Below are 16,958 nucleotides of genomic sequence, written 5' to 3' on the forward strand. Positions count from 1 at the left end.
GTCTCTGACTTGGGAGTTCGACGTCCGCGGGCGCCCGTCATTCGTTTGTTTCAGGAGTCCGATGAGTTCCTCTTTGTCGAGGCGCTGCGCGGCAGCCCTCACAGGCGCCACCGTGGTGTCCACTTCCCTGCTCCTCGCCACTCCGGCGAGTGCGGCGACATCCACAGTCGAGTTCACCACCACATGCCGAGCCTCGGCGATGATCAACGTCACCAAGACGCCAGCCGCGTCGGTCACCGTCGACGCGCCCGCGACTGTCGCACCAGGCGAGCAGTTCACCTTCCGGATGCAGACGAATGCGCAGTCGTTCCCTGATTCCGATTCGGGTGCGTCCACCACGAACTTGTCCCGTCTGAAGAACGACTTCGAGATCCCCGCCAACGCCACGTTCGTCGGCGCGACGATCGTTGTGGGATCCGGCGTGAACCTCAGTGGTGTCGCGCCGAGCGTGATCCGCGTCAACGACAGCGGAGCCGCCGACCCGAACGGCACGATCCTCCGCCTCTCCGGGAACAACGAGGTCATCGGCAACGGTCCGTCCACCAGCACCAACAGCGAGGGCGGCATCATCGCGCCCAAGTTGAAGAAGAACCTCGACGGCAGCAGCAACGGCAACGGCGATTCCTGGTTCCGTCTGCCGGCGATCGAGGTGACGATGGTGGCGGGTCAGTCCGGTGCCGTGCAGCCGAAGATCCGCACCAGCGGCGACGCGGGCAGCTTCAACAACGACAAGAACTTCAGCACCCAGCTCGCCAAGGCGTCGATGTTCGGCACCCAGTGGGCGCCGACACGCTGCAGCCCGCGCAACTCCGAAGGCGCCGCGCTCAACGCCGGAGCCGGACCGCTGGCGACCATCCGCATCTCGGCGCCGGACGTCGCGACCACCACGACGCTGACCGTCCCGCCCACCGCGGCAACGGGTTCGGCCGTGCAGCTCACCGCGACGGTGGCGCCGGCCGAGGCGTCGGGCACGGTGCAGTTCAAGGACGGCGGCGCGAACATCGGTGCTCCGGTGCCCGTGAACAGCGGGTCGGCGAGCCTCTCGTACTCGTTCGGATCGGTCGGTGCACACAACATCACCGCGGTCTACTCGGGAGCGACCGGCTTCGCGTCCTCGACGTCGGCGGCGCAGACCGTGGCCGTCACCCCGCCGGCCGTCGCAACCACCACGTCGATCACGGTGCCGCCGACCGCGACCACCGGTCTCGCGGTGGATCTCGTCGCGGCCGTCAATCCCGCGAACGCGTCCGGCACCGTGCAGTTCAGGGACGGCGGCGTGAACCTCGGGGCGCCGGTCCGCGTCTCCGGCGGCGTCGCGACCCTGTCGCAGGCCTTCGCGACCACCGGAGCCCACAGCATCACCGCGGAGTTCACGGGTGACGCCGGATTCGCGGCGTCGGCATCGGGGGCCCGCGTGGTGACGGTGTCGGAGCCGACACCGGACGCCGTCGCGACCACCACCGTGGTCACCGCGCCTACCGCTGCGGAGGTCGGTACGGCGGTGACGATCTCGGCCACCGTGTCGCCGAAGCCCGTCGACGGCACCGTGCAGTTCCGCGACGGCGCGACGAATCTCGGGTCGCCCGTGCTCGTTTCGGACGGCACCGCGAGCATCACCCACACGTTCGCCAGGGGCGGGTCGCACTCGATCACGGCGGTCTACAGCGGTGGCGTCGGATCGCTCGGCTCGACCGCCGCCCCGGTCACCGTGGCGGTGACGGCATCGAACATCGGCACCGTCACGATGCTCAACGCGCCGGGTGAGGCGAAGGCCGGTGTGCCCGTCGACCTGTGGGCCAGCGTCTTCGACCTGGGCGACGGTGCCCAGGTGCCGAACGGGGGCACGGTGCAGTTCCGTGACGGCGGGACGCCGATCGGGAACCCGGTCCCCGTCGCTGACGGTGTCGCCAAGCTGACCCACACCTTCGGCACCACGGGAACGCACTCGATCACGGGCGTCTACAGCGGCGCCGGCGCCTACGCGGGCTCGACCACGGACGCCCAGAACATCAACGTCACCGTCGCATCGGCCGTCGACCTCGCCACCGCGACCGAGCTGGGACTGCCGGCCGGCGGCACCGTCGGGCAGCCTGTGACCATCACGGCGAAGGTCGTCGCCCCGCAGACGCCGGGTGGCACCGTGCAGTTCTTCGACGGCGACAAGCCGCTCGGCGAGGCCGTGCAACTCGTCGACGGGCGAGCGAGCCTGCAGCACACGTTCACCGGAACCGGATCCCACAGCATCACCGCGAAGTACAGCGGTGCAGCAGGATTCACGGCGTCGAGTTCGATCCCGGGCACACTGGTGATTTCCGAGGCCGGCGGCGGTCTGCCCGGCATCGACACCGGTAGCCTCTCGCTCGGTTCGTTGAGCGGGGTCGGCAATGCGACAGCGTAATTCGAAGACAGCAACGACGGTGAGAGAACGAGAGATCGGTATGACTGGTAGGACGACGCGGCGGTTGACCGCCGCGGCAGGCGTGGCCGCGCTGTCGGTGACCCTCGTCGGAGCATTCGGTGCGGGTCCGGCCGGTGCGGCGTCGGGGTCGGTGACGTGGGATGACGGCGCCAGCAGGTTCACCCGGACGGTGAGCAACACGACGCCGAACGAGGGGGACATCGTCACGGTGTCCACGAAGTTCGAACGGACCAACGGTATCGGCGAGTACATCTATGCGGTCAAGGACGTGCATCCCACGTGCCTGACGTACATCGACGGCTCCGCGAAGGTGAACGGCACTGCACGTCAGTTGGAGAGTCAGGGATCCGACTTTGCGCGGGTCCAGGGCACGGTCGTCGAGTGGCCGGTCGGCGCGTTGGCCGGCGGCAAGCCGCACACGTTCGAGTTCTCGTACCGCGTGGGCGCGGATTGTGCCCGCGGGGTGGCGTTGCCGACCTCGATGTATTACAGCGGCTCGCTGGGTGACGGAAACTACCCCAACAAGGGTCCGGCGTTAACGGTGAGCAAGAACGTGTCGTCGACGGCGCTGGCCGCGGTCTCCGGTGCACAGGTCGGTAAGTCGGTGACGCTGAGTGCGACCGTGACCGGTGGCGCGCAGGGTGATCCGGTCGACTTCTACGACGGTGCGACGAAGATCGGTTCCGGCTCGCTGAACGGTTCGGGCATGGCGACGTTCGGGTGGACGCCGGCGACGGCGGGTGCGCGGTCGGTACAGGCCAAGTTCCCGGGCACGGCGTTCGCGAACGGATCCGAGTCGGCGGCACAGTCGGTTCAGGTCGCGGAGGCGGACGTGGTCACCACCACGACGCTGCAGGTGCCGTCGACCGCGTTCACCGGAGCGTCGGTGACGCTCTCCGCGACGGTCGCACCGAACAGCCCGTCGGGCACCGTCCAGTTCCGCGACGGTAATACGAACATCGGTGCCCCGGTGCCGGTGTCGAACGGCGTCGCCGAGCTGTCGCACACGTTCTCGGCGGCGGGCGCGCACCCGATCACGGCCGTGTTCACGGGCGCGGCAGGCTTCGTTTCCTCGACGTCCGCACCGGCGACGGTGTCGGTGACCGTCCCCGATCAGACGACCACCACGACCGTCACGGTGCCGGCGTCGGCGCAGACCGGTGCGTCGGTCACGCTGTCGGCGACGGTCAGCCCGACCCCGGCCGGTGGCACGGTGCAGTTCAAGGACGGCGTCACCGCCCTCGGTGCGCCGGTCGCGATCGTGAACGGCACCGCCACGCTCGAGCACACGTTCACGTCGGTCGGTAACCACGCCATCACCGCGATCTACTCGGGGGCAGCGGGATTCGAGCCGTCGACGTCGTCGACCGGTTCGGTGTCCGTCACCGACCCCGTGGTGACGCCACGCGGCACGGTGACGATGCTCAGCGTGCCCGGTGAGGCCAAGACCGGTGCGGCCACCGACCTGTGGGTGACCGTCCGCACCTCCGCGGGTGAGCCCGTCGACGGCGGAACCGTCCAATTCCGTGACGGCGGTGCCGATCTCGGTTCGCCGGTCGTGGTGAGTGCTGGTGCTGCACGTCTGTCGCACACGTTCACGGCGGTGGGGGCGCACTCCATCTCGGCGGTGTTCTCCGGTGTTCCCGCACTCGACGGTTCGACCGCGGGTGCGCGGATCGTGAACGTGACCGCGCCGGCGTCCACCGATGCGGACACGGCGACCGCGCTGACGGTCCCGGCCTCCGCTGCCGGCGGCAGCACCGTCTCGCTGTGGGCGTCGGTGGTGTCGTCCGGGCCGGTTCGAGGAACGGTCCAGTTCTTCGACGGCGACACGCCGATCGGGGAGGCCGTCGAACTGGTCGACGGCACCGCAACCCTGAACCACGCCTTCGCGACGTCCGGTTCCCACCGGATCACCGCGGTCTACTCGGGCGCGGCGGGACTGAAGGGCTCCTCCTCGGATGTCCGGACCATCGAGATCACCACGACGGAGACGACTCCCGGCGGCACGCCGGGGGCCGGTAGCCTCGCCGGGCTTCCCTTCGGTTCGTAGATGACCTGGGGCGGCCCCGATTGTGGCCGCCCCAGGGGCGGATGTAGCAGAACCATCCGAAGCTGGACGTTTGTTCCATCAGCCCGATGGGGGTCGACCGTGTGTTTCGTCGATTTCGGCTCGCGACTGGACGTTCGTCCGATAGCCTGTTGGCGCTCATCCCTCGCCCCGTGGCGGAGGCTCGGATGGGTGTCGCGGGGGCGGCTGATGTGACTTGTAGATCTTTGCCAAGCAGCGGATTCGCTGATTCCCGCCGCATAGCGCTTCGGAAGGAAGTATGAGATGGCCCGATCCTCGATTCGTGGCATCGCAACGAGAATCACGGCAGGCGCTGTGCTCCTCGCTGCCGTCGGCCTGGGTCAAGCTGCTGTGGGCCAGACAGTGGCCTCGGCGGATCCGATCCCACGCGATTCCAGTTCGCAGACGGTGCTGAACGACAACATCACCGCCACGAAGACGGTTACCCCTGCGACCGCGTATCGCGGCGATGACGTGACCGTGAAGGTGCACATCGAGGCCAGCGGAACCGATCGCTACCTGCGCGAGTTCACCGATTACGCACCGGCCGGCTACGAGCTGCGGTCGGTGTCGGCCAACGTGTGGCGCAGCGGTCCCGTGTTCGGGGACTGGAACCAGGGCGGCCAGTTCGACGGCACTCCCACCCAGGATGCGAACGGTGCGGTCAAGCTGTCCTGGCTCGGTGGTGGCGATTGCGTCGGTGCCGCGTGCAAGTTGCTGCTGGCGAACAAGGGTGCCGATCTGACGTTCGTTTACAAGGTGCGCAACGACGCGACCATCGGTCCGCGCACGGCCGGGATGTCGATGAACGTGTACGCCTTCATCGGTACACAGGTCTGGAACCCCATGACCGGGCTGAATCTCTCGGTCTCGCAGCCGGCAGTGGCGACCACCACCACGGTCACGGTCCCGCCGGTCGCCAAGGTCGGTGTGCCGGCGCCGCTGACCGCGACGGTCAATCCGGCTGACGCAACAGGCATGGTTCAGTTCAAAGAGAACGGTGCCAACATCGGGGCCCCCGTCGCCGTCATGGGCGGAGTAGCGACGCTCGACCACACCTTCTCGACGCAGGGCACCCGTTCGATCAGTGCCAGCTTTCTCGGCTCCGGCCCGTACGCAAACTCCAGCGGTGCCGCGAAGAACGTCGCGGTGACCGTGCCCGGGCCCAACGACCAGGACACCTCCACCATCATGACGTCGCCGTCGAGCGCGAAGGTCGGCACCGCAGTGAACCTCTCGGCGCAGGTTTCCGGGGCGGCCACCTACCCGGGAACGGTCCAGTTCTACGACAACAACGCGCCGATCGGTAACCCGGTCGCGGTCGATGCATCCGGTGTCGCGGTCCTGAGCTACACCTTCGCAGTCGCCGGGCCGCACAACATCAATGCCGTCTATTCCGGCGGCACCGGCGTCAACGGTTCGGTCTCGACGGAGCAGACCGTCAACGTGACAGACCCCGATCCCGGCACGGGCCCGGGTGGAACCGGCTCCCTGGGCAGCCTGTCCTTCGGTTCCTGACCACGTCGCGGGCCATCGGTTCTCACGAATGTGAGAGTCGGTGGCCCGCAGTCGGTTCTATGAAAGTTCATCAGTGGCTGGACTGTTCACCGGCCGCGACCTCCCCCGAAGGGAAACAGACATGACGCGATCGTCGTTACGATCCGCCGTCTCGCGAGTAATGGTCGGCGTGGTCGCGGTGGCGGCCGTCGGCCTCGGCCAGGCGTTGGTCGGGCCCGGGACGGCCTCGGCCGCCGACTCGAGTTCGCAGACGGTGACGACCAGCAACATCACGGCCACCAAGACGGTCACGCCGGCGGCGGCGCAGCCCGGTCAGACCGTCGAGGTGAAGGTCCGACTCGACTCGAGCGGCACGGATCGGTACATGCAGGACTACACCGATTACGCGCCCGCAGACTATGTGTTGCAGTCCGTGTCGGCGCGGGTGTGGCGCAGCGGGCCGCTCCTCGGTGACTGGAACAAGGGTGGTCAGTTCGACGGCACAGCGACGCAGGATGCATCCGGTGCGGTCAAGCTGAACTGGCGCGGTGGCGGCGACTGCGCCGGCGCCGCGTGCAAGTTGGTACTGGTCAACAAGGGCGCCGATCTGACCTTCACGTACAAGGTTCGCGACGACGCGTCGATCGGTGCACGCCAGGCCGGCATGTCCTTCAACATCTATTCGTTCAGCACCGAACAGAGCTGGAAGCCGCTCACCGGCCTCAACCTTTCGGTGGCGCCGTTCACCACGACGACCACCGTTCCGACGCTCGCGCCGATCACCGAGGGGGACACGGCGACGTTGGCCGCGACGGTGTCGCCGGCGTCCGCGACGGGCAATGTGCAGTTCCGTGACGGCGGTGTGAACATCGGTGTGCCGGTTCCGGTCTCGAACGGTCAGGCGAACCTGCCCCACGCGTTCGACGTGGTCGGCAGCCACGACATTTCGGCGGTCTTCAGCGGGACCGGGCAGTACGGGAGTTCGACGTCCGGCTCGACACCTCTGCAGGTGAATGAACTGCCGACGTTGGGCACCACCACGACGTTGCAGGCTCCGTCGTCCGCGGTGCAGGGCACGCCCGTGTCACTGACTACCTGGCTGGATCCCGCACAGGCAACCGGAACCGTCCAGTTCAAGGAGAACGGTGCACCCATCGGATCGCCCGTCGCTGTCGACGGCGGTACGGCCCAGCTATCGTACGCGTTCACTCAACTCGGAAACCGCACCATCACGGCGGAGTTCACCGGGGGGAAGGGATTCGGGAACTCGGTATCGCAGGCGCGATCGATCTTCGTGAGTGCGCCGGTTCCCCAGGACGTCGCGACCGCCACGACGCTCGCTGCCCCTGCAACAGCTCAGACGGGCCAGCAGGTGACCCTGACCGCGAACCTGGATCCGGCGAACGCCGCAGGTTCGGTGCAGTTCAAGGACGGCAACACCAACATCGGTGGCCCGGTCGCGGTTTCGAACGGCAAGGCAATTACCCAGACGACGTTCACCACCGCCGGGCAGCACAGCATCACCGCAGTGTTCACGGGCGGCACGGGGTTCAAGAGTTCGACGTCGACGGCCCAGACGGTGAGCGTGAGCAACGCGGTGGTGCAGACGACGCTGACGGTGTCGGCGCCTTCCGCTGCCCAGACCGGTTCTGCGGTCACCCTGTCGGCCGCAGTGAATCCCGCCAACGCCTTGGGCACGGTGCAGTTCACGGACGGCGCCGGCAACATCGGAGCCCCCGTCCAGGTCTCGGGTGGTGTGGCGAGCCTTCAGCACACGTTTACCACTGGCGGTGCACACACGATCGGCGCGACATTCACGGCTGCGGCCGGTTTCACTGATGCGACTGCGTCGACACAGACGGTCCAGGTCTCCGTTCCGACACCGAACGACACGGTCACCACGACCACCGCGACAGCACCCGCGACTGCCACCGTCGGCCAGTCGGTGTCGCTGTCGGCCACTGTTACCGGCGGGCAGAACCTGCCCGGCACCGTCCAGTTCTACGACGGTGACACCCCGATCGGCGGCAATGTCGCTCTCGTCAACGGCGTTGCCACGCTGGAACACACGTTTTCCACGGGTGGTGCGCATCTCATCACCGCGCGCTACTCCGGCGGGCAGGGCGTGAAGGCGTCGACCTCGCCCGCGCAGACGGTCCAGGTGACGGCCGGCGGAACCGGTGGCGGCACCGGTAGCGCCGGTTCGCTCGGCACCATGTTCGGTTCGCTGGGCGGCTAGGGCGTCGGCTCCCTGACGGAAGGCACGCGGTGAGGCCCCGACCTGCACGAGGTCGGGGCCTCACCGCGTACTCGAGCCGAATAGATCGTTTTGCGTCCGGCGCCGAGGTTGCGCCGTTACAGTGTGAGCGCAATTCACCCGTCGGGGCAGTAGGGGTGGGGCACGGCACGCGTTCGATGAGGGAGAGCGCAGGCCGAGTTCGGCAAACGTGTTCTCCTGAGCGTGGTTCCGGCATGCGCACATTCCGGTAGGCGCTCTCCGCTGCTTCGAGAGGAATGCCTGTGGTTCGATCCATCACCCGGCGCGTCGCGTCGGCGGTCGTCGCCGGAGCGATGACCGTCAGCGTCGCCGCTGTCGGTCAAGTCCTGTGGGCCGGCACGGCCGCCGCGGACCCGGTTTCACAGACGGTCACCACCGGCAACATCGTGGCCACCAAGAAGGTTGAGCCCGCTGTTGCCCACCCCGGTGAGACCGTCACGACCACCATCACGTTCAAGACCAACGGTGGCGTCGATCGCTACCTCGAGTACCTCGTCGACTACCCGCCGGCCGGATACGTGCTGCAGAGCGTGACCGGCAACGTGTGGCGCAGTGCGCTCGGCAACCTGAACAATCCGTCGCTGTACGACGGCACGGCCGTGCAGAGTTCGGCCGACGGCGCGGTCTCGCTCAAGTGGACCGACGCGTCGGTCGCACTCGCGCTGATCCCCGGAAACGGGCTGCTGAACAAGACCCCGGAGCTGACGTTCACCTACAAGGTGGCCGACGACGCCCAGCCGGGTCCGCGCAGTACCGGTATGGCGTTCAAGCCCTACGCCGATTCGCGTCAGAACTTCAACCCCATGACCGGGCTCGCCGTGCAGGTCGATCCCCGCGCGACCACCACCACCGTGTCCGCGCCGGCCACCGCCGTGACGGGGACGCCCGTCACCCTGTCCGCCACCGTGACACCGTCCAACGCCACCGGGACCGTGCAGTTCCGGGACAACGGCATCGACATCGGTGCGCCGGTACAGGTTTCGGGTGGATTCGCGACCATGTCGCACACGTTCGCGGCAGCGGGTTCGCACAGCGTGACGGCCGTGTTCACGGGGACGTCCACGTTCGCGTCGTCCACGTCGCAGCAGCAGATCGTCACGGTCACCGCACCCGACGTACAGACCTCGACGACGCTGACTGTGCCGACCGACGCCAAGACCGGTACGTCGGTGCAGCTGACGGCGGCCGTGTCGCCGGCGAATGCGACCGGCACCGTGCAGTTCCGGGACAACGGCGCCGACATCGGCGCGGCGGTTGCGGTGTCCGGCGGCGTCGCGAGCCTGCAGCACACCTTCACGACCACCGGCACGCACAACATCGTCGCCGTGTTCACCGCCGGCAGCGGCTTCGTCGGCTCCACCTCGCCGGTACGCACGGTCATCGTGACGGAACCGGCGCCGGGCGACGTTCCGTCGTCGACGACGCTCACCGCGCCCGCGTCCGCGACGGTCGGCCAGCAGGTCCAGCTGTCGGCGCAGGTGTCGGGTTCGGCCACGCTGCCCGGGACCGTGCAGTTCTACGACGGCGCTGTCGCGATCGGAACGCCGCAGGCGGTCTCCGGTGGCACGGCGACGCTCGCCTACACGTTCACCACGCCCGGTGCGCACCAGGTCGTGGCTGTCTACTCCGGCGGATCGGGTGTCACCGGTTCGTCGTCGGCACCGCAGTCGGTCCAGGTGACCAACCCGGACGATGGCGGAGCAGGTACCGGTAGCGCCGCTTCACTCGGCAACATCATCCCGATGTTCGGGTCCTGATCCACGGAACCTGCCCCGGGTCCCCTGCCGTGATCCGGCAGGGGACCTGGTGTCTCCCGGGGCGTGAAGTGCTCTCGATCACGGGCGGGCGGCTACGCTGCTCCCTGTGGAACCCTTCTACGGAACGATCATCGGTGTCGCTCGCGTCGTGTTCGCAGGCCAGGGGCTGAAGTTCACCGTCACCGGCGAGGAGCACATCCCCGCGACGGGAGGTGCGGTGGTGGCCATCAACCACACCGGCTACATGGACTTCACGTACGCCGGCCTGCCGGTGCGTGCCGTCAAGCGGTACGTCCGGTTCATGGCGAAGAAGGACGTGTTCGTCCACAAGATCTCCGGCCCGATGATGCGCGCGATGAAGCACATTCCGGTCGACCGCGCCGCGGGTGGCGAGTCGTACCGTGCGGCCGTCCAGGCGCTGCGTGACGGCGAACTGGTGGGTGTGTTCCCGGAGGCGACGATCAGCCGCAGCTTCGAACTCAAGGAGTTCAAGTCGGGTGCCGCACGCATGGCGATCGAGTCGGGTACCCCGGTGATCCCGATGGTGATCTGGGGCTCGCAGCGGGTGTGGACCAAGGGCTTCCCGAAGCGCTTGGGTCGGACGAACACTCCGATCTCCATCGCCGTCGGGGAGCCGATCGCGCCGTTCGAACCGGCGTCCGAGATGACGGCGCTGCTGCACGCGCGCATGGAAGAGTTGCTGCGCGGCGTACAGGCGAACTACGAGCACCCCGCCGGCGAGTACTGGGTGCCCGCTCGGCTCGGTGGTGGGGCGCCGACGCTCGAGGAAGCGAACAAGATGGACGCCGCGGAGGCCGAAGCCAAGGCCGCGCGCCGCAACCAGGAGACCGAGGGGAAGTAACCGCGTGTCGTGAGTTAGCGCTCATCTGCACGTTCCCGTCGCCATGACGTCACCCGATGGGGGCAGAATGGCCCGGTGCGCCCCGAACTGCCCAGCCTCGTCGCCAGCGATGTCGACGGCACCCTCATCGACGACGACGAACGCGTCACCGCCCGGACCCGCGAGGCGGTGCGGACCGTCGTCGCGTCCGGCACCCCATTCGTCCTCGCCACCGGTCGACCGCCGCGCTGGCTCGGCCCGGTGGTCGAGGGGCTCGGGTTCGCGCCGCTCGCGGTGTGCGCGAACGGCGCGGTCCTCTACGACGCGGAAGCCGATCGCGTGCTCGACGCCGCGACGCTGCCCGTCGAGACCCTCGCCTGGCTCGCCGACCTGGTCGACTACGAGCTTCCCGGAGCGGGCCTCGCCGCCGAACGAGTCGGGGCCACCGCGCACGACACCGCCACCGCGCAGTTCGTCAGCGCGCCCGGGTACGAGCACGCGTGGCTCAACCCCGACCACACGGAGATGGCGCCCGAGGACATCCTGTCCGCACCGGCCGTCAAGATGCTGATCCGCATCCCGGGTGCCAGCAGCGCCGACATGGCCGCGAAGCTCCGCCCGCTGGTGGGGGAGCGGGCCGACCTCACCTACTCGACGAACAACGGCCTGATCGAGGTGTCCGCGCCCGGCGTGACCAAGGCGTCGGGGCTGCGGCTCATGGCGCGCCGCCTCGACGTCGACGAGTCGGGCATCGTCGCGTTCGGCGACATGCCCAACGACATCCCGATGCTGTCGATGGCGGGGCACGGCGTCGCCGTCGAGAACGCACACCCGGAGGCCAAGGCGGCGGCCGACGAGGTCACGGCCACCAATTCCGACGACGGTGTCGCCCGGGTCCTCGAACGGATCTGGGCGGACTGAAACCGACGGAAACGCCGCTGCCCCTCCACGAATAGTGGAGGGGCAGTGGCGTTCTCGCGCGTGACGGTCAGTTGATCTGCACCGGGGCCTCGGAGACCGTGCCCGACGAGGCCGGAGCCGGGGCCGCGGCCGGAGCCGCAGGCGGGGTATTCAGGATCGTCGTGACCTGCTGCGTGGCCTCGTCGTAGATCATCGAGCCGCGCTCGAAGTCGCTGCGGAAGCCGTTCGCGACCTTGTACTCGTTGCTGACCGGCAGTCCGATGTCGTTCATGACACCGCCGGATGCCTTCCACGCGTTGAAGATTTCGCCGACGGTCGACACCACTCCGCCGTTCGCGGATGTGAAGAGCGCGCCGTTCTGGAAGAAGGCGTACAGCTGTCCGGTCGCCGTGGTCAGCAGGCCGGTCAGCGCGTCACCGAGCATGCCGCGGTTGCCGCCCATGGCGAGCCACTGCCGCGCGATCGGGTTGGAGTCGGCCATCGACAGGATGCCGTTCACGACGGCCGGGATCTGCGCGTTCAGGTCGAGCGAGCCGGGGACACCCGGCGCCGGGGTGTGGCCGCCCGAGCTGGGGTTCGTCGGCTGGGTGCCGCCACCGGTATTGCCGCCACCGGTGTTGCCACCGTAGTTGGCTGCGGCGATGTCGCGGATCTGGTTCATCTGGGCGTAGGCGGCGCTACCCGGGCATTCGGTGTAGCCGACGTCCCGGTGCGCGAAGATGGTCGGCAGATCGACCCTCGCGCCCAGGGGGTACTTCGAGTACTGGGTGCCCTCGGAGTACATGGTGACCTGGCCCTTGGGGTTCAGGCCCGCGAGCTTGAGGCGCCAGCCCAGGTACTTGCCGACGGACTCGATCGTGGCGGCCGGAGCCGGCTCGTTCACGAAGTTGCCCATCATCGCGATGCCGACGGTGTTCTCGTTGAAGCCACCGGCGTGCGCGCCCTGGACGGGGCGGTCGAGACCGCCGAAGCGACCCTCGAAGATCTGCCCGTAGCGGTCGACCAGCACGTTGTAGCCGATGTCGCACCAGCCCAGGCTCTGGGCGTGGTAGGCGTAGATGCCGCGGACGATGCTCGCGGACTGCTCGCGCGTGTAGTTGTTGCTCTCGGCCGTGTGGTGCACGGTCGCGCCGCCGGTCGAGTCGTCGTAGGTCGGGTTCTGGCAGCGGATGCCCTCGTCCGCACCCCACGCCCTGCGGGAGATGACGTTGATGCCGTTCACCGACGTCGGCGTGGCGATGTCCGCGAGGTTCGAATCCTGCGGTCCGCTACCGGGATTGATGAGAACGGCCGCGATGTCGTTGGCGGTGACGGTCTCGGCGTGCAGCGGCTTGGCCACCGCGGCGGGAACGTAACCCAGCGGCTGCGGTGCCGCCGAGGTCGCGTCCGGAGCCGCAGCGGGTGCCTGTGCGGGCGCTTCCGCGGCGGATGCGCCGGCGTCGCCGGTTGCCGCGGTGCCGGCAGCGCCGGACGCGGAATCCTTGGGCGTCACCAGGATCTGGACCGCGTTGGTCTCGCCGACGAAGACGGGGTCGGTGCCCTGCTTGCCGGACGACGTCGACATGTCGGTGCTGCCGGAGTCGATCACGTCGGGGGTGAACCACTGACCCCACGAGCCGTCGGCCAGCTGTGCGCGCACCTTGGTGACCGTCGACTCGAGATTCGACGCGGTGAGCGCGACCATCGAGAACGGCTCGTCCCGCTTGATCTCCTTGACCGTCGCGCCGAGCTGGTCGGCCGGGATGGACGTGGTCTCGGGCGTCGGTGCGGGAGCCGGTACGGGAGCGGCGATGTCGCCGGGCGCCGGCGGCGTCGTCAGCGACGGCAGCGGAATCGACCCGCCACCCGGGAGGGGGATCTCGGTCGGCAGGGGCAGATCGCGCAGATGGATGTCCGGCAGGTCGAGTCCGGTCAGTTCCTTGAGCGGGATCACGATGTCGGGCACGGACGCGAGCACGACCTCCGCGATCTGCGTGGGGATCGAGGGCGTGGACTCGCTGGCGGACTGGACGTCCGACGAGTCGCTGCCCAGCGCCTGGACGGCGAACGGGGCGGCAACCGCCACCGCGGCGACTGCGGCCAGAACGATCGAGTTCCTGGGTCGACGGTGCGGCAAGGCGAATTCTCCTCGTGTTCAGTGCGCGGGGTGTCTTCGTGCGCTGCGAGCGACCTTTCGGCCGAACCGATCCCGGTGGGGTCGGAGTTCGGACTGAATCCTGGGCGCTGGCCGGGATCCGCGTCCAGGTTTCATCCGAGGATGTCTGCAACTTGTGATGCTTATGTTACCGATGTGACTGCAGTTACTTATGTGGCAGATGTTGCCAACACCAGTCACTGTTGCCACACTAGTCGCAACATCCATAACGCTCAACCTTAGCTTGAGCCTTTCGAGTACTCGGGCCACGGCCACCCGTTCCGTCTCTTCCGCGCCCGTGACTCACCCAGCCGCTACCGCCCCGGAGCTCGAACTTCAGTGATGAGGAGCGCAGTATGGCGAACCCCCGCCTCCGCACGATCGTGAATCGTGGTGTCCGAACCCGCCGCAAGCGATCCATCGCCGGCCCGTCCACGTCGCTCACCAAGGCCGTCGCCTTCGGTCTCGCGCCCGCGCTCGCCGTCGGCGCCGCGGTGGGCCTGCTCATCGTCGACCGTGGCGCGGATCCGGGGATCGCTCCTGTCGTCGCCGCGGAAACGCCGATCACGCTGAACGGCCACGGCTACGGACACGGGCGTGGCATGGGGCAGTACGGCGCTTACGGGTACGCGAAGAACCAGGGCTGGTCGGCGGAGCGCATCGTCGGCCACTACTACGGCAACACCACACTCGGGCGGGTCGACGACCCGTGGGTCGGCGTGCGGCTCATCGGCCGCGACGACAAGCGACTCGACGTCTACTCACCGGCCGGACTGAACGTGGCCGGCCGCTACTTCGGCGCGAACTCGGCCGCGCACCTCACCCCCAAACCCGGCGGCGCCGACGTCGTCGTCACCGAAGGGTGCGGCGGCCGCGAGATCTGGCGGGGGTCGACCAATGTGCCGTGGGTCGACCCGGTGAACCTGGGCGGGAACCGTCCGTCCAACGAACATCTGCGGATGTGCGACGGCAACGTCCCGTACCGCGGCGCGATGGGCGCGCTGCGCGACGGCAACGGCGCCTGGCGGACCGTGAACCGCGTGCTGATGGAGGACTACCTCTACGGTGTCGTGCCCGCCGAGTCGGTTGCGTCGTGGGCCGATTCCGGTGGCCGGGAGGCGCTGCGCGCGCAGGCCATCGCGGCGCGCTCGTACGCCGCGGCCGAGCGCCGCTACGGGTACGCCCAGACCTGCGACACCCAGTCCTGCCAGGTGTACGGCGGCTCCGCCCGCGAGGACCGCCGGACCACCGACGCCGTGAACTCGACCGCCGGCACCGTGCTCAAGCGCGGCAACCAGACCATGGCCGCCGAGTTCTCGTCCTCGTCGGGTGGATACACCGCCGGCGGCGTCTTCCCCGCCGTGGTCGACGACGGCGACGTCGTCTCGCCCAATCGCAACTGGACGCAGGCCGTCACCGCCGGCGCGATCGCGAACGCGTTCGGCGTCGGCGAACTGCACTCGTTCGAGGTGATCGGACGCAACGGCCTGGGCGCCGACGGCGGCCGCGTGACCCGGGTCCGGGTCGTAGGTTCGGCCCGCACCGTCGAGGCGACCGGTGACGAGGCACGGTGGAAGCTCGGCCTCAAGTCGGACTGGTTCACCGTCGGTGGCGGGGGAGCGCCGGGACCGATCCCGGGCCTGCCGTTGCCGGAGCTGCCGCCGGGCTCGCTGGAAATGCTCGAGACGCTCCCGTTACCGCCGCTGCCCGAGTTGTCGCCCGGTTCGATCGAGTCGGCGCTCGAGTCGATCCCGCTGCCGCCGCTACCTCCGTTGCCGCCGCTACCTCCGCTCCCGGGTTCGGTGGGCCCGCTGCCCATCGCCGCACCGCTGGAGCAGCCCCTCGACCAGCCCGCAGTCGACACCGACTCGCCGATCGAGGCGAAGTACCAGGAGCTCGGGGGAGCAGGTGGAAGCCTCGGTGAACCCACCGGGCCGGAGCTGATGCTGGTCGACGAGTCCGGCACGTTCCGGAACTACGCCGGCGGCACCATCGTGTGGACGCCGACGCTGGGCGCGCGGGTCGTCGACCCGAGCGTGGTCCTGCAGCAGGTGCCGCAGGAAGACGGTGTCACGGCGTAGACCGACCGACGTCTTTTGAATCGGGCAGGACCCTCGTGCAGTACGGGTCCTGCCCGATTCTCGTTGGTCCCGCTTTCGGGCTTGACCTTGACGTTGCGTCAACCTGCAGGCTGGTTGTACCGACGACAGAGAGATAAGGAGGTGAGCGGCGTGAACCGAACCGGGGAATGGTCCATCCAGCAGCTGGCGCGGATCACCGGGACGACCAGCCGGACGCTGCGGCACTACGGCAGCCTCGGCCTGCTCGAGCCCAGCCGCATCGGCGCCAACGGCTACCGGCACTACGACGAGGCGGCCCTGGTGCGGCTGCAGCGGATCCTGCTGCTGCGTGAACTGGGGCTGGGGTTGGCCGCGATCGCCGACGTCCTCGCCGGTGAGACGGATGCCGCGACGGCGCTGGACACCCATCTCGAGCTGCTCGAGCAGGAACAGGCCCGGCTGGGGCGGCAGATCGCGTCGGTGCGCACAACCCTGGAGAAGACGAGGAGAGGTGAGCCACTGATGGCCGAGGAGATGTTCGACGGATTCGATCACACCCGTTACAAGGACGAAGTGATCGAGCGGTGGGGTGAGCAGGCTTACGAGAGCAGCGACACGTGGTGGCGATCGCTGTCGGAGGACGACAAGTCCGAGTTCCGGCAGCGACAGCTCGACATCGCGGCCGACTACGGACGTGCCCACGCCGCGGGCCTCGCCCCGGACAGCCCGGAGGCGCAGGAGATCACCGGACGGCACTACGAGTGGGTGGCCGCAGGCTGGCAGGGGCGTCGTCCCGGCGCCGACGCGTTCGCCGGTCTGGGGGAGATGTATGTGGCCGATCCGCGGTTCGCGGAGAACTACGACCGGCACGGCGCCGGCACCGCGGCCTTCGTGCGCGACGCCATGCTGGTGTTCGCTGCGGACCGGCTGTAACGAGGGCGGGCGGAGGCGGGCGCGCGCGTATCAGGTGGTTCGTGCCA

The 16,958-nt window shown here is 68.6% G+C and carries 10 protein-coding genes; 9 read left to right on the plus strand and 1 reads right to left on the minus strand.

Annotated features, from left to right (window positions below; translation table 11 throughout):
* Positions 1 to 112 precede the first annotated feature (112 nt).
* From ABTV10_RS00760 to ABTV10_RS00790, 7 genes are all read left to right on the plus strand, one after another.
* A complete protein-coding gene (locus ABTV10_RS00760) occupies positions 113 to 2,398 on the plus strand; it encodes an Ig-like domain-containing protein (protein WP_499031908.1) in 2,286 nt (761 codons plus the stop codon).
* Positions 2,399 to 2,438: 40 nt separating this feature from the next.
* Entirely contained in the window at positions 2,439 to 4,472 is a 2,034-nt protein-coding gene (locus tag ABTV10_RS00765; RefSeq protein WP_499031909.1) for an Ig-like domain-containing protein, read from the plus strand.
* 426 nt (positions 4,473 to 4,898) lie between these two features.
* On the plus strand, positions 4,899 to 6,008 hold the full coding sequence (locus tag ABTV10_RS00770) for an Ig-like domain-containing protein (RefSeq protein ID WP_499031910.1): 1,110 nt from the start codon (positions 4,899 to 4,901) through the stop codon (positions 6,006 to 6,008).
* Positions 6,009 to 6,129: 121 nt separating this feature from the next.
* On the plus strand, positions 6,130 to 8,226 hold the full coding sequence (locus tag ABTV10_RS00775) for an Ig-like domain-containing protein (RefSeq protein WP_499031912.1): 2,097 nt from the start codon (positions 6,130 to 6,132) through the stop codon (positions 8,224 to 8,226).
* A 281-nt stretch (positions 8,227 to 8,507) separates the two neighbouring features.
* Entirely contained in the window at positions 8,508 to 10,022 is a 1,515-nt protein-coding gene (locus tag ABTV10_RS00780; RefSeq protein ID WP_499031914.1) for an Ig-like domain-containing protein, read from the plus strand.
* 106 nt (positions 10,023 to 10,128) lie between these two features.
* A complete protein-coding gene (locus ABTV10_RS00785; protein ID WP_499031915.1) occupies positions 10,129 to 10,884 on the plus strand; it encodes a lysophospholipid acyltransferase family protein in 756 nt (251 codons plus the stop codon).
* 75 nt (positions 10,885 to 10,959) lie between these two features.
* Positions 10,960 to 11,784 carry an HAD family hydrolase gene (locus tag ABTV10_RS00790; RefSeq protein WP_499031917.1) on the plus strand — a complete coding sequence of 275 codons (825 nt, stop codon included), beginning with the start codon at positions 10,960 to 10,962 and terminating at the stop codon, positions 11,782 to 11,784.
* A 67-nt stretch (positions 11,785 to 11,851) separates the two neighbouring features.
* On the opposite strand, the gene ABTV10_RS00795 is transcribed toward ABTV10_RS00790, so the two are convergent.
* Positions 11,852 to 13,900 (minus strand): N-acetylmuramoyl-L-alanine amidase, encoded by a 2,049-nt coding sequence (locus tag ABTV10_RS00795; protein WP_499031919.1) that lies wholly within the window; start codon positions 13,898 to 13,900, stop codon positions 11,852 to 11,854.
* Between the two features lie 374 nt (positions 13,901 to 14,274).
* On the opposite strand from ABTV10_RS00795, the gene ABTV10_RS00800 reads away from it, so the two are divergent.
* Both ABTV10_RS00800 and ABTV10_RS00805 read left to right on the plus strand, forming a co-directional pair.
* Positions 14,275 to 15,999 (plus strand): SpoIID/LytB domain-containing protein, encoded by a 1,725-nt coding sequence (locus tag ABTV10_RS00800; RefSeq protein ID WP_499031920.1) that lies wholly within the window; start codon positions 14,275 to 14,277, stop codon positions 15,997 to 15,999.
* A 150-nt stretch (positions 16,000 to 16,149) separates the two neighbouring features.
* Positions 16,150 to 16,911 (plus strand): MerR family transcriptional regulator, encoded by a 762-nt coding sequence (locus ABTV10_RS00805; RefSeq protein ID WP_499031921.1) that lies wholly within the window; start codon positions 16,150 to 16,152, stop codon positions 16,909 to 16,911.
* The last annotated feature ends 47 nt before the right edge of the window (positions 16,912 to 16,958 follow it).

The sequence above is a fragment of the Paraburkholderia sp. RHO2 genome (assembly GCF_050955445.1).
Classification (GTDB): domain Bacteria; phylum Actinomycetota; class Actinomycetes; order Mycobacteriales; family Mycobacteriaceae; genus Prescottella; species Prescottella agglutinans_A.

Excerpts from the sequence above, each read along its gene's own strand:
- ABTV10_RS00775 (WP_499031912.1), top strand. The coding sequence starts at position 6,130 with ATGACGCGATCGTCGTTACGATCCGCCGTCTCGCGAGTAATGGTCGGC.
- ABTV10_RS00800 (WP_499031920.1), top strand. The coding sequence starts at position 14,275 with ATGGCGAACCCCCGCCTCCGCACGATCGTGAATCGTGGTGTCCGAACC.
- ABTV10_RS00765 (WP_499031909.1), top strand. The coding sequence starts at position 2,439 with ATGACTGGTAGGACGACGCGGCGGTTGACCGCCGCGGCAGGCGTGGCC.